Annotated in this window: 14 protein-coding genes; 10 read left to right on the top strand and 4 right to left on the bottom strand. The window is 55.1% G+C overall.

The genetic code is table 11. The features are described from left to right. The first annotated feature begins 33 nt into the window (after nucleotides 1-33). The 4 genes from N909_RS0112915 to N909_RS0112895 all read left to right on the top strand — a co-directional run bounded on the left by N909_RS0112915 (nucleotide 34) and on the right by N909_RS0112895 (nucleotide 3,348). Complete coding sequence (locus N909_RS0112915; protein WP_029915743.1) at nucleotides 34-687, top strand: MarC family protein; 654 nt, start codon at nucleotides 34-36, stop codon at nucleotides 685-687. A gap of 398 nt (nucleotides 688-1,085) precedes the next feature. Then, nucleotides 1,086-1,931 carry a hypothetical protein gene (locus N909_RS0112905; RefSeq protein ID WP_029915741.1) on the top strand — a complete coding sequence of 282 codons (846 nt, stop codon included), beginning with the start codon at nucleotides 1,086-1,088 and terminating at the stop codon, nucleotides 1,929-1,931. Nucleotides 1,932-1,965: 34 nt separating this feature from the next. Next, on the top strand, nucleotides 1,966-2,844 hold the full coding sequence (locus tag N909_RS0112900; protein WP_029915739.1) for a class I SAM-dependent methyltransferase: 879 nt from the start codon (nucleotides 1,966-1,968) through the stop codon (nucleotides 2,842-2,844). Between the two features lie 87 nt (nucleotides 2,845-2,931). Continuing rightward, nucleotides 2,932-3,348 (top strand): hypothetical protein, encoded by a 417-nt coding sequence (locus tag N909_RS0112895; RefSeq protein WP_029915736.1) that lies wholly within the window; start codon nucleotides 2,932-2,934, stop codon nucleotides 3,346-3,348. 358 nt (nucleotides 3,349-3,706) lie between these two features. Here N909_RS0112895 and proX read toward each other — a convergent pair whose 3' ends face one another. The 4 genes from proX to yjgA all read right to left on the bottom strand — a co-directional run bounded on the left by proX (nucleotide 3,707) and on the right by yjgA (nucleotide 7,757). Next, nucleotides 3,707-4,726, bottom strand: a complete 1,020-nt coding sequence (gene proX / locus N909_RS0112890; RefSeq protein ID WP_029915734.1) for a glycine betaine/L-proline ABC transporter substrate-binding protein ProX — start codon at nucleotides 4,724-4,726, stop codon at nucleotides 3,707-3,709. Nucleotides 4,727-4,758: 32 nt separating this feature from the next. Further along, nucleotides 4,759-5,601, bottom strand: coding sequence for an ABC transporter permease (locus tag N909_RS0112885; RefSeq protein ID WP_029915733.1), 843 nt, complete (start codon nucleotides 5,599-5,601; stop codon nucleotides 4,759-4,761). A 14-nt stretch (nucleotides 5,602-5,615) separates the two neighbouring features. Next, a complete protein-coding gene (gene proV, locus N909_RS0112880) occupies nucleotides 5,616-6,863 on the bottom strand; it encodes a glycine betaine/L-proline ABC transporter ATP-binding protein ProV (RefSeq protein WP_036683149.1) in 1,248 nt (415 codons plus the stop codon). Between the two features lie 384 nt (nucleotides 6,864-7,247). Next, on the bottom strand, nucleotides 7,248-7,757 hold the full coding sequence (yjgA, locus tag N909_RS0112875) for a ribosome biogenesis factor YjgA (RefSeq protein WP_029915729.1): 510 nt from the start codon (nucleotides 7,755-7,757) through the stop codon (nucleotides 7,248-7,250). A 199-nt stretch (nucleotides 7,758-7,956) separates the two neighbouring features. Here yjgA and N909_RS0112870 point away from each other — a divergent pair, with 199 nt between their 5' ends. From N909_RS0112870 to recA, 6 genes are all read left to right on the top strand, one after another. Beyond that, nucleotides 7,957-8,523, top strand: a complete 567-nt coding sequence (locus N909_RS0112870; protein WP_029915727.1) for an HDIG domain-containing metalloprotein — start codon at nucleotides 7,957-7,959, stop codon at nucleotides 8,521-8,523. Nucleotides 8,524-8,541: 18 nt separating this feature from the next. Then, nucleotides 8,542-9,297 carry a nickel pincer cofactor biosynthesis protein LarB gene (larB, locus tag N909_RS0112865; RefSeq protein WP_029915719.1) on the top strand — a complete coding sequence of 252 codons (756 nt, stop codon included), beginning with the start codon at nucleotides 8,542-8,544 and terminating at the stop codon, nucleotides 9,295-9,297. A gap of 26 nt (nucleotides 9,298-9,323) precedes the next feature. Continuing rightward, nucleotides 9,324-10,523 carry a nickel pincer cofactor biosynthesis protein LarC gene (gene larC / locus N909_RS0112860; RefSeq protein WP_051689741.1) on the top strand — a complete coding sequence of 400 codons (1,200 nt, stop codon included), beginning with the start codon at nucleotides 9,324-9,326 and terminating at the stop codon, nucleotides 10,521-10,523. Beyond that, entirely contained in the window at nucleotides 10,516-10,998 is a 483-nt protein-coding gene (locus N909_RS0112855) for a phosphatidylglycerophosphatase A family protein (RefSeq protein WP_051689740.1), read from the top strand. Before larC ends, N909_RS0112855 begins: the two co-directional genes overlap by 8 nt. A 17-nt stretch (nucleotides 10,999-11,015) precedes the next feature. After that, the gene (locus tag N909_RS0112850) at nucleotides 11,016-12,284 is read left to right on the top strand and encodes a CinA family nicotinamide mononucleotide deamidase-related protein (protein WP_029915707.1); all 1,269 of its coding nucleotides are present in this window, start codon (nucleotides 11,016-11,018) and stop codon (nucleotides 12,282-12,284) included. Between the two features lie 176 nt (nucleotides 12,285-12,460). Further along, nucleotides 12,461-13,495 carry a recombinase RecA gene (gene recA / locus N909_RS0112845; RefSeq protein ID WP_029915705.1) on the top strand — a complete coding sequence of 345 codons (1,035 nt, stop codon included), beginning with the start codon at nucleotides 12,461-12,463 and terminating at the stop codon, nucleotides 13,493-13,495. The last annotated feature ends 107 nt before the right edge of the window (nucleotides 13,496-13,602 follow it).

Raw genomic sequence — 13,602 nt, 5'->3', positions numbered from 1 at the left:
CTGCGCGGGAATGAGTGGCAACGAGATTATAAAATGGATATTCACTGGGCACTGATCATCAATTTTGCCATCGCCTTGCTGGCAATCGTCAATCCGATCGAGAAAATTCCTCTTTGGGTCGAGGCCTCCAAGGATGAAAAGTTCACATTTCAATGGTCATTGGCCGCCCTGGTGATCCTGTCCTGTGCCTGCATCCTGCTTTTTTTCCTCTGGCTGGGCAAGGGCCTATTGCTGAAACTGAATATCGATCTAGCCAGTTTCAAGATCGGCGGCGGGCTGATCCTGTTGCAATTCGGTTTCAGCATGATGAAAGGAACCGCAGTCGATGTCAGCCAAACCCTATCGCAGGAAAAAGAGAAATTCTCTGAAAAATTATTGAAACGCTATCAGCAAATTTTTATCCCGATCGGAGTTCCAGTCATTGCGGGACCTGGAGCGATCACCACAATGATCATTTATGGGCATCAGAGTCAAAATTGGCTGGATGGTCTGCTGCTCAGTGTCACCGTAATCCTGGTCCTGGTGCTGCTGTTGCTCACTTTGGTCAGCGGAGGATTGATTGTTAAAGTCACCGGGACGCTGCCACTGCAACTGATCTCACGCGTCTTCGGTTTAATTCTGATCGCCATCTCGGTCCAGTTTATGGTTGAGGGCTTGACCACGGTATTCCCGGCCTGGGTCAGCTGAGTAACCAGGCCGTTTTAAATGATGCAGACGATCCTGGACAAAAACCAGTCCCCCCATCTTTCAAAATGTTTACTCCACGAGACACGCAGATAGGCAATGAACTATGGCATCGAATGACCTCCTGCACAATCTGGCCAAGATTCACCGGTTCGGAACAATTGGATCGAAAAAGGTCAAAAAAATCAGAGATAAATCAGAAAAATGACGTATAAAAACACTACTGGACCATTGCTTCTGAAGGAATCGCGCTTGTGGCTGAAAAAACAGCCAAGCCCAACGGCCGATGACCGATGACCGATGACCGATGACCGATCATAACAAAATTTAGGATCTGAGTTGTAGGACGCTTGGCGTTTAGCTTTTCCTACAGACTCGTTAAGCTTCAACAAAGAATCGAAATGAACATGTCCTTCTCAATTGATAAAGAGTCATGCAATAAAGCCTTAGAAGAGGCTGGCGCAAGAAAAGTGGCCCTTGTTCACCATCTGAAAATTAAGGATCCAAATGGCTATAGCACGTGGTTGAATGAGAGCAAAAATAGCTTCAACAGTCAAAGGCTGTTTCGAGTTAAGGCTGACCCTGCTGCGCGAGAAGGGATGTTGATAGATGAAATTGTGATTGATGCATTTCCATCGACTCAAAAGGCTTTTGCCTTTATGGCAGCCTTCGATGGAGCATTAAATCAGGTCTGCTCCGAGCATACCGTTCTTGCAATTATGCCGGAGCCATCGGTTACTTTTTATGTGGTTAAGTGTATTTCATGGTTTGTCCGGTTGTTCAAAGGTGTCACCGACAAAGGCATCCCCACGGCAGCGTGGAGAGCTGAGAATATTGCTGTCTGGCCCGATGAGAATCAAATGACCGTAGCAAGAGCCCAAGATCTTGACGAGCCTCTTTTTGTCTACAATTTGAACAAATACAAACCAAATGCCGAGTATAAGGATTCTTACGAAGGAGCTAAACAAATCAGCGGCAAAAAAGCCTATGATCGTTATTCCAAGATTGCGGGTTTTGAATTGTTGCGTAGAGGTGCATACCCGGTTTACGGTGGAAAGCCTATCTGCGTATTCGGCAGTCCCAGGGGTTGTATGTTAGCAGACCGCTGGGATCATTTCATTTTTGTTCGCTATCCTCAGCGGCGCAACCTTCTGGCTACGATTGAAAGCGATGAATTTCACAAAGGTGAAGTCCATCGCAACGCGGGATTGGAACGGGTCGCAATTTTTATGACAAAAAAAGCCTAATGCTGCAAAAAACCGGTATTGAGGGTGCTCAAAAATGAACAACCAGATTAATCAAGTCTCCGATACGGCATTCATGGCAGCGGCTTACCGCGCCATGGAAACGAATCGTCCAAATGCGCTATTTCATGACCCGCTTGCAGCGAAACTCGCCGGAGCCCGGGGGAAAAGGATCATCGACAACCTTCCGAAGCAGGCGTTCATCGGCGGTTGGTCGGTGGTAATTCGCACTCGGATTATCGACGATTTCATTCAAAATGCGATTCTCGACGGCGTGGACACCATTTTGAATCTAGGCGCAGGATTGGATACAAGGCCATATCGCTTAGAGCTTCCAAAGTCGCTTCGGTGGATCGAAGTGGATTATCCTCACGTCATCGAGCTAAAAGAAACCTGTCTTTGCGGGGAAACTCCACGATGTCAATTGGAACGGGTGAAACTGGACCTGGCAAATATTGATGCTCGACAGACATTACTCGACAATGTGGAAGCTCAATCGAAAAAAGTCCTCGTATTGACAGAAGCAGTCACGCCCTATCTTTCCGAAGATGCGGTTGCATCCCTCGGGGCGGACTTGGGGGCGCATGAGTCAATCACATATTGGGTCGTGGACTACTTTTCCCCAGCCTCGTATGAATACCGCCGACGAAGTGGCATGAGTAAGTCGATGAAAAACGCCCCCTTCCTGTTCGAGCCAGAGGACTATTTTGGTTTCTTTTTACAGAGCGGTTGGAAGCCCAAGGAGACCAAATATTTTGCAACTGAAGCAAAACGGATGAACCGCCCTGCGCCATTTCCTCTTTTTACAAAATTTATGATGCGTATTCTGGGATTTTTTGCTTCGCCCAAGCGGCGCCGAGAGATGCAACAGTATGCGGGGTTTGTTCTGTTCGAACCGGCAAAACGGGCGGTTTAGAAAAACCATGTCACTTGACAAGAGCGTACAGCCGATGTCAAAAACCGGCGCAGCTGGTGTTTCGCGTGAGGCTATAAGGAGAAGACGATGCTCAAGCTCGTGATACAGGAAGAAACGACAGGCTGCGGAATTGCGTCGGTGGCCAATATTCTGGGTAAAACCTATACTGAAATGAAAGCCATAGCGAACGCGATGGGGATCTACGCCGAAGATAAATCTCTTTGGTCTGATACCCAATATGTCAGGGAGATGCTGTCCAGTGCAGGAGTCGAGACATCTCCCGCTGAAACTCCTTTTGCATCATGGGGCGCTCTGCCTGATCTGGCACTTCTGGCCATCAAGCACCATCAGGAAGATGGCAAAAACTTCTGGCATTGGGTTGTTTTTAAACGCCTTGATGGCCAGGAGTTTGTCTTAGATTCAGCAAGCTATCTGCCATCCAACCTTCGGACAGACTTTGATGAAATGCAGCCCAAGTGGTTCATTGAGGTCACAAATAGATAACAAGCCGTTCGAAAAACCAGGGACAACTCCGAATGGCGCTAGTTTAATGAGTAGAAGGCAGCAAAACCGGGACTGTCCCCGCACGGGGGCTGTCCCAGGGCTTTGCGGTGCTAACCACTACAGTTTCATGGCTTGCAAACTCTTGGGACAGCCCCCGATGAACCTGTGAAGACAGTCCCGAGTTTACTGCAAAGTTGCTTAAACGAGAGACATTCGGGATAACTCCCGTATCTCAGAGTCATTCAAACACCTGCCAGTCTCTTTGACAGCCATCACATTGCCAAACAGAGCCCATAAAAAAGCGGCCGGGAAATCCCAGCCGCTTTTTTTCAGTGAATAACGTAAATATTAAGCAGTGTTACATGGCAGCTTTACGTGCTGCATCAAGCCAGCTGTTCCATTCGTCCTGATGTGCCGAAATCCATTCCTGGGCGTGCCGTTCGATATCCTTCTGTGACTTTTCACCGTTTTCCATCTTGGTGTTCTGTGCATTGATATCGCCCAGCGGCAGGCTGAACAACTCAAAAAACTTCTTGGCTGCCGGATTTTTACTCAGGAACTCCTTGTTGGCAACAATGCGGATATCATTGACCACAAAGCCGGCTTTGAGAGGATCGGTCACGGCACCTTTGACGCCGCTGACGGTCATCCGATCTACGTTGGGCTTCTGAGCGTCATTCGGGATAATTTCGGGGACATTGATCCACATCACGTCTTTTCCCGGCTTCAGCTTGAAGATCGTCCAGTTAGGGGCCCAGGTGTAGAAAAAGACCGGCTCACCCGATTTATAGCGCGCCAGGGCATCTGCCATACTGGCCGAATAACCGGCTTTAATCGGATTGATGTAATCGTCCAGATTGTACACTTTGAAGTGATGGGTAATCACTTTCTCACAGCCCCAGCCCGGAGGGCAGGCGGTAAGGTCGGCTTTGCCGTCGCCGTTAGCGTCGAAAGCCTTCATGACTTCAGGGCGCTTAAAATCATCCAGCGATTTGATGTTGTACTTTTCGACATCCCGCTTGGACACCAGGTAGCCTTGCAGCCCGCCGGCTTTGGCCACATAACCGACCTCTTCGATCCGATCAGCGCCATTTTTGGGGATCTGATTGACATGCAGCGGGAACCAGCCGTTGGTCCAGTAATCGACATCACCCAGCACCACCGATTGGTAGAACAGCGGGTTCTGCAATTCTTTCGGTGCAGCCACATCGTAACCAAGTTCTTTCAGACCGGCCCGAACAATCGCTTCCTGAAAATATCCGGTGTTCCAGGTGGCCCGGGCGGGTTGAACCTTAACCCCTTGCCCCGGCTTGTCGGTTGCGGCAAAAGCCGGAAATGATAATGACAACATCAGTAATACCAATAACATGCGTTTCATTGTCTGTCTCCTTCATGAACGTTGTGGGTGAATTAGGATTTTTTCGCGAAACCTTGGGTGATCCGGTCAAGAACCATGGCCAGCAACACGATGGACAAGCCACCGATAGTAGCCAGGCCGATTTCCAGGGTGTTCAACCCCTGCACGACCGGATTACCGAGCCCGCCGGCGCCGATCAGCGCGGCAATAACGACCATCGACAGCGCCATCATCAGGGTTTGGTTGAGACCGGCCATAATCGACGGCAGTGCCAACGGAACCTGGACTTTACGCAAGACTTGCCCCGAGGTAGCGCCAAAGGCCAAAGCGGCTTCGATCAGTTCGGGGTGAACCTGGCGGATGCCGAGACTGGTCAGGCGGATGATGGGCGGCAGTGAAAAAACGATGGTGGCGAGAATCCCCGAGACCGTACCGATACTGAACAACATGACCACCGGGACCAGATAAACGAAGGCCGGGGTGGTCTGCATAGCATCCAGACAGGGGCGCAGATACATCTCGAACCGGTCGCTGCGCCCGGACATGATCCCCAGCGGAATGCCAACCAGGGCACAGAAAAATACCGAGCTGATCACCATGGCCAGGGTCGTCATGGTTTCATCCCAGAGCCCCAGATAGCCGACCAGCAGAAAGGTCAGGACGGTGAAAACCGTGATCCTCTTCCCGGCAAAGCGCCAGGCGGCCGCAGCAAAAAGGAGGATAATGACCACCGGCGGCAGGGTATTGAAGAACCACTCCAAGCCGTTCAGGCTGAACTCAATCGGCACCTTCAACAGCTGAAAGATATGGCGATAGTTCAGCACCAGCCAGTCGACGCCATGCTGAACCCACTGGTCCAGGGGGATCAATTGTTCATCAAAATTAAAAATTCTCATTGTGCACCTTCGCTTTATTCGTTCGCGGTTGCTTCGGAAGCAACCTCAATCGGTTCATTGTTGTCGTTACGCTGCAGGGTCCGCAAAAAAAGGTTTTTCGAGACGGCTCCGACGTAGTTGCCCTCTTCATTCAAAATTGGCAGAGCCCAGGGATGTTGAGTGACTTGCGGCAGAATATCCTGCATGGAATCCCCGGCCAGAGCCGTGGTCACATCCTCCAGATAAGCGGAACTCAAAACCTGCCTGCGCTCCGGATTATCGATCAGTTCGCGAAGTGAATCGGTTGACACCACCCCCTGGAAGCGGCGATTACTGTCCAGCACATAACCGAAATCGCGGTCATTCTTGATCAGTCGTTGCAACGCCGCCCGCGGGCTGTTCCCTTCGGTGATCACAATGGTGACCTGGGTATCGCTGGCGATATCACCGGCGGTAAGGATGTTGGTAGGATCGACCCCACGGAAAAAGGCGCGGACATAATCGTCGGCGGGATTCTGGAGAATATCCTCCGGTGTGCCGACCTGAACCACCCGTCCGCCTTCCATAATGGCGATCCGATCACCGATCCGCATCGCTTCGTCGAGATCGTGGGAGATAAAGACAATGGTGCGTTTGGCCTTGGCTTGCAGCTTTAACAGCTCATCCTGCATTTCAGTTCTGATCAGGGGATCAAGTGCGGAGAAAGCTTCATCCATGAGCAGGATATCCGGGTCGACGGCCAACCCCCGGGCCAGCCCGACGCGCTGCTGCATTCCACCGGACAGCTCCCCCGGCATACTTTCGGCCCAGGCTTCCAGGCCGACTTGCTCCAGCGCCTGCAGCGCCCGTGCCTCGCGGGTCTCCTTGTCGACACCGTCCATTTCCAGACCAAAAGCGGCGTTCTGCAGGACGGTCATATGCGGCATCAGGGCAAAAGACTGGAAAACCATACTCATTTTTTTGCGCCGGGTTTTGACCAGTTCATCATTGGTCATGGCGGTCAAGTCCTCGCCATCGATGAAAACCTTGCCCGTGGTTGGTTCGATCAGCCGGTTGATCATCCGCACCATGGTTGATTTGCCGGAGCCGGACAGCCCCATAATGACAAAAATTTCCCCTGTATAAATGTTGAAACTGGCATCCTGCACACCGACCGTGGTCTCGGTTTTTTCAAAAATTTCGGCTTTCTCCAGTCCCTGTTCAAGCATCTTCATGGCTTGTTTGGGCTGCGGTCCAAAAATTTTATAAAGACTCCGGACCTCGATTTTAACTTTCTTGCTCATTCTTTCTCCTTTATTTTCAGCAACTTCTCCAATTGCAAACAACAACAAAAAAACGTTCTATGCGCTGAAAAATCCGGGGCACGACCACAAAGGAAAAAAACGAATTCATCGGCTTTGCAGCCGGGACCCAAACAACAACATATTTTGTTTTTAAAAAGGACAGAGCAACCCGCAACCCGAACCTGCAGGAACTGCAGAATCCAAGTGCTGCTCTGAAAGGAAAAAAGATCTGCGAAGCATCACACAGGGCGACGTTCTTAACGATCTTTTTGCGGGAATAGACGGGGCACCCTGGCGGGGTGGCGTCTAATACTAGAACTTATTGATATTAACACATTTTGGGAAAAGGTCAAACCCCGGCGGCAGAGACGGCAGAGGGGGTCGTCAGACCTGGTCGGTGAGCAGCTTCTTCAGCCGCCGGAAAACCTCCCGGGACGCACGCCGGTCGTCGTTCTGGTGAACCGAGCGCGCCAGCCTGGAGAGCACCTTGATCTCACTGGCTGGCACCAGTCCGGCCAATTCATCGACCGCTTCGGCAAAGCTGCTTTCCTGGCACAAGCGATCGCGCAAAGATTCGAGCTGATGGAACTGTTTCTTTTCCTGACGCCCAACCTGGTCCAGCTGTTGCAATTGCCCCAGCAGGGCATCCAGAACGTCTTCCTGCTTGCGCAGCACCCCGGCCAGGTGTTTGAGCTGGCGACGATAGGAACTGCGGCCCCGGGTGGCACGCGCCAGGTTGATTTCCCGCACCAGGGCCTCCGGCAACGCCAGCTGACTCAGCTGATTATCCGCCATTCCGGTCAATTGCTCCGCGACCAGTTCCACCTGCTTGGCCTGTTGCTTTTTCTTGGTCTTGCTCAAAACCTCTTCTGCCGGCTCGTTACGCTCTGCCATCATCGCTCCTTAATGTCCCTGATCCCCAAAGGTCTGCAGAAACTACTCCGAATAGACCGGACAGGTCAACCTTTGCGCGCACCTGGCCCGACTCATCCGGACAGGCGCTCCGGTTTGCAATGAAAAATGCGGCTTCGACTTTGGTAAAGATGAATATTTTGCTATGCTATTGCGGTTAAGTAACCGGGAAAGGATAGTCATGAACTACGGTATCGATCGCGAACGCGCCCTTGAACTGCTCAAGCAATATCTGACCAACCCGAACCTGCTCAAGCACTGCCTGGCCAGTGAGGCGGTGATGCGCAGCCTGGCCCGCTATTTTGGGGAAGATGAAGAGTTATGGGGCCTGACCGGCCTGCTTCATGACCTGGATGTGGAACTGACCCTGGACGATCTTTCCCGGCATACGCATGAAACAGTCAGGATTCTACGCGCCGAAGGCGTGGCCGAAGAAATTCTCGAAGCCATCCGCATGCACAATGAACATGCCCACACCGACCGGCGCAGCCAGCGCTTTCATCACGCTTTGGCAGCCGGCGAGACCATTACCGGGCTGATCATTGCGACGGCGCTGGTCTACCCTGATAAAAAGCTGGCCAGCGTCAAACCGAAATCGGTTCGTAAACGTTACAAAGAAAAGCAATTCGCGGCCGGTGCGAATCGCGCTATCATTGCCGAATGCGAACAGCTCGGCCTGGCGGTCCCCGAATTCTGCGATCTCTGTCTGACGGCGATGCAGGGGATTGCCACGGAACTGGACCTTTAAATCGCCCCACGGAGCCCTATGAATCAGCAAGAACTCACCCGCCTGCTGGAATCCCTGGTGGCCGGTCAGGTCAGTGTCGCGGACACCGTCGACCGCCTGAAACAGCTGCCTTTTGAGGATCTCGGCATTGCCCAGATCGACCATCACCGCGAATTACGGCAGGGGGTCCCGGAAGTCATCCTCGGCGAAAGCAAGAGCCTTGAGCAGTTGAATATCATTCTTGGCGCCATGGCCAAAAAGGAGCGCAATATCCTGGTCACCCGCCTGGACAGCGAAAAAGCCACCGCTCTATGCAATCATTTCCCGGACGGGGAATACGACAGCGTGGCCCGCACCTTCTGCCTGGTAAAGCAGAAAATCACCGTCAGCGGCCAGGGCAAGATCCTGGTCATCTGCGCCGGGACCTCGGACCTGCCGGTGGCCCGGGAAGCCGTCATTACCGCCCAAATGCTTGGCAATGAGGTCGAGGAACTGATCGACGTCGGCGTGGCCGGAATCCATCGCCTGCTGGCCCGTCAGGAGCAACTGCGCTCGGCAGCGGTGCTTATCGTCGTCGCCGGCATGGAAGGAGCCCTGCCCTCCGTCATCGGCGGGCTGGTTGAAAAACCGGTCATCGCGGTGCCGACTTCGGTCGGTTATGGCGCGGCCTTTGCCGGCGTCGCAGCGCTGCTGGGGATGTTGAACTCCTGCGCCAGCGGTGTGACCGTGGTCAATATTGATAATGGCTTCGGAGCCGCATTTGCAGCGAACCGGATCAACCGCAAAAGATCATGAACATCCCTCACCCTTAAAAGGTCACCATGAAAACGCTCTATCTCGATTCTTTTTCCGGTATTTCCGGAGACATGTTTCTGGGCCTGATGCTCGATTTCGGCCTGGACCCCGACCAGCTCAGGCAGGAACTCGCCAAGTTACCGATCTCCGGCTTTGAGCTGCAAATTTCCCGCGAACAGCGCCACGGCATTGAAGGCTGCCGCTGCCGGGTCGTCTGCGCGGAAACCCATCATCACCGCCATTGGAGTGATATCGATCAGCTGCTGGCGACCAGCACCCTGGCCGTGCCGATCAGCCAACTGGCACGCAAGTTCTTCCGCCGTCTGGGTGAGGCCGAGGCCAAAGTCCACGGGATCGATATCAATCAGGTCCATTTTCACGAAGTCGGGGCGATCGATGCCATAGTCGATCTGACCGGCGCGGCCATTGCCCTGCATTTGCTGGACATCACCAGCGTTCGCTGCGCTCCGTTGCCGCTGTCACGCGGCATGTCCCGTTGCGCCCACGGCGCGCTACCCCTGCCCGCCCCCGCGACCCTGGAAATCCTCCGCGGCAAACCGGTTTACGACAGCGGGATTAGCCAGGAACTGGTCACGCCGACCGGTGCAACCATCGCCGCCGAGATCGCCGAGTTTGGCCCCCTGCCCGCTTTGCCCCTCGGAATAACGGCCTACGGGGTCGGCGGTTGGGAGCTGGAGGATCGCCCCAACCTGCTGCGCGGCATCCTCTTTGAAAACGCCGCTGCCCTGCCCGAGCAGGACAGCGTCCAGGTCCTGGAAACCCATATCGATGACAGCACCCCGGAAGTCCTCGGCAACCTCTTGGAACAGCTGCTCGCGGCCGGCGCGCTGGATGCCGGTTATTCACCACTGCAGATGAAGAAAAACCGCCCGGGCAACCTGCTGACCGTGGTCTGCCGGCCACCCCAGGCCGAGCAGCTGGCCCAGTTGATCATGCGGGAAAGCAGCGCTATCGGGGTGCGCGGTTCCCTGCAGCAGCGCTACCGACTCAACCGCCGCAGCAGCACCGTACAGACGGAGCTGGGCCAGGCGCGGGTCAAACTGCTCTATTCCGGAACACAATTTCTGCGCCTGACCGCTGAATACGATGACTGCCGGGAACTGGCGCGACAGAGCGGCCAACCGCTCCAGCAGGTTTACCGCATCGTCGAAGAGACCGCCTATGCCAAACTCGATCTGAGCACGCCGGGGGACGGCCATGAGTGAACCGTCCCCAAGCAACCGCAATACGCCCTGGCTGACCCTGTTTCTGGCCAGCAACGCCGGCCTTGGCTATGCCCCGGTGGCATCCGGCACCTTCGGCACCCTGATGGGAATCCCCTGTTACTACCTCATCTCCCGGCTCAATGTGCCGCTCCAGGCCCTGGCGCTGCTGGCCGTCATTCTGCTGAGCTGCAAAATCTGCGATCTGGCGGGGCAACACTACCAGGAGCCGGACGATGGCCGCATCGTCATTGACGAACTGGCCGGCTACCTGGTCACCACCGCATTTTTGCCTTTCAGCTGGGGGATCGCTATAGCCGGGTTCTTCTGCTTCCGCCTGTTCGATATCTGCAAGCCGTTTCCGGCCAGCTGGTTCGACCGGGAGTGGAAAAACGGCCTCGGGGTCACCCTGGACGATGTCGTGGCCGGCATCTACGCCCTCATTTTACTGCGTCTCGGCCTGGCCCTGTTCGGCTGAGCGGTCAGGAGTCCACCATGTCCAATTTCGATATTGCCGTACTGACCACCGGGGACGAGCTGCTTAACGGCGAGTTGAGCGACACCAATACCAGCACCATCGCCGAAATCCTCTCCCGCTGCGGCTATCGGCTGCGCTGCAGCCTGGCGGTTCCGGACCAGGAAAAAGAGATCATGGCGGCCCTCAATTATCTCGCCGCTCATGTCCGTTTTGTCATTGTCACCGGCGGCCTCGGCTCAACCCGGGATGACCTCACCGCCCGCGCTGCGGCCCGCACCTTTCACCAGGCCCTGGTCATCAATGAAGAGGCGATGGCCATGATCCGCGACTGGTTCGCCCGGCGCAACCGCCCCATGGAACCGAGCAACGAGCGCCAGGCGCTGCTGCCGCAGCAAGCCGTACCGCTGGCCAACAGCCTCGGCACCGCCCCCGGCTTCCGCCTGCGGCATGGTCAGTGCGAGCTGTTTTTCCTGCCCGGGGTGCCGACGGAGATGAAGGCTATGTTTGAACGGGAAGTCCTGCCCCTGCTGCAGCAGGAGATCCCGCAGAGCAACCCGCTCCAGCAACGCACCTTCAAGCTGTTCGGCCTGCCCGAGCCGCGGGTCAACCGGTTGATTCCCTACCGCGAACTGCCGGACGGGGTGGAGGTTGCCTTCGGCCTGGAATTTCCGCTGGTTCTATTGAAGCTGAAAGCCTATGGCGAGGACGGCGCACAAAAACTCGACCTGGCCGAAGCGCTGCTGCTGAAAAGCCTCGGCAATCACCTGCTCGCCCGCAACGAGGAGACTCCGGCTGGCAACGTCGGCAAGCTGCTGATCCAGGCCGGCCTGACCTTGTCCCTGGCCGAATCCTGCACCGGCGGCCTGCTCGCCAGCCTGCTGACCAGCGAAGCGGGGGCCTCGGCGTTTCTTGAACGCGGCGGAGTGACCTACGCCAACTCGGCCAAAATGGCCTGGCTCGGGGTTCCGGAACAGGTTCTGCAACAGTACGGAGCGGTCAGCGAGCAGTGCGCCCGGGCCATGGCCGGCGGCTTAAGGCGGAGCAGCAGAACCGACGTTGCCCTGGCCATTACCGGGATTGCCGGTCCGGATGGCGGTAGCCCGGACAAACCCGTCGGGACCGTGTTTCTAGCCCTGGCCGGCGGGGAAGGGATTCATGTCAAGCGCTATCATTTTAGCGGAGATCGGGGGCAGGTACAGAAAATGAGTGCCTACATGGCGCTGGAATGGCTGCGTCGCTATGCATTACAGCAACTGAATCCGGTCCCCCCGGCGGCGGCAGAATAACCACTCGACAGCTGTTTGAAAAACCTTTAATCTCTTGCATTAAACAAGAATGCCGGCTGAGCCCCCGGAACGCTCCCGAAAACCGTCAATAATGTCTTTTTATGTCACAGCGGGAGAGGATAATCCCGGTAATGCAGGAATGTTAAGTCAAAACGCCAAAACCACTGGAGGAAAACATGTCAGATGAAAACCGCAACCGCGCCTTGGAACTTGCCATGGGCCAGATTGAAAAACAGTTCGGCAAGGGCAGCATCATGCGCCTGGGCTCAGACTACCAGGTTCCGGCTGTGGAGACCATTTCGACCGGTGCGCTCAGCCTTGACCTGGCGCTCGGGGTCGGTGGCGTTCCCAAAGGCCGGATCATAGAAATTTTCGGGCCGGAGTCTTCGGGGAAAACCACCCTGGCCCTGCATATCGTTGCCGAAGTCCAGAAAAAAGGCGGGGTCGCTGCATTCGTCGATGCCGAACACGCCCTGGATATTCAATATGCCCAACACCTCGGCGTCAAGGCCGACGACCTGCTGGTCAGCCAGCCCGACACCGGCGAGCAGGCTCTGGAAATCACCGAGATGCTGGTGCGCAGCGGCGCTATCGACGTGCTGGTGGTCGACTCCGTCGCCGCACTGACCCCGCGTGCTGAAATCGAAGGGGAAATGGGCGACTCCCACATGGGTCTGCAGGCCCGACTGATGTCCCAGGCGCTGCGCAAGCTGACCGGGATTGTCAGCAAGTCGAATTGCAGCATCATCTTCATCAACCAGATCCGCATGAAAATCGGCGTCATGTTCGGCAATCCGGAAACCACCACCGGCGGCAATGCACTCAAATTTTATGCGTCGGTCAGACTCGATATCCGCCGCATCGCGTCCCTCAAACAGGGGCAGGATGTGGTCGGCGGCAGAACCCGGGTCAAAGTTGTCAAAAACAAGGTCGCGCCGCCGTTCAAACAGGCAGAATTTGATATTATGTATGGTGTCGGCATCTCCCGCGAAGGGGATGTGCTCGACCTCGGGGTTGATAACGATCTGGTCGAAAAAAGCGGTTCCTGGTTCTCCTATAAAGGGGAACGGGTCGGCCAGGGGCGCGAAAACGCCAAACAATACCTCAAAGAGCATCCGGAAATGACCGATGAGATCGAAGCCGCATTGCGGGAACTCTACGGCATCGGGGAAGGCAAACCGGTGGTGTCGTCCGCCGCGGAAGAAGATTGAGAGAATGACGCGCGTTGTAGAAAAAGGCTGAACCCGGCTTGCCGCCGCAACTGCGCCGAAGATGGGTGGGAGTTGGTTGCAGGCCGGACGATATCACTAACCTCTGA

Origin of the sequence: Pelobacter seleniigenes DSM 18267, from assembly GCF_000711225.1 — a bacterium.
Lineage (GTDB): Bacteria > Desulfobacterota > Desulfuromonadia > Desulfuromonadales > Geopsychrobacteraceae > Seleniibacterium > Seleniibacterium seleniigenes.
The sequence above is the reverse complement of the archived record's forward strand: the minus strand, read 5'-3'. Positions and strand labels throughout refer to the sequence as shown.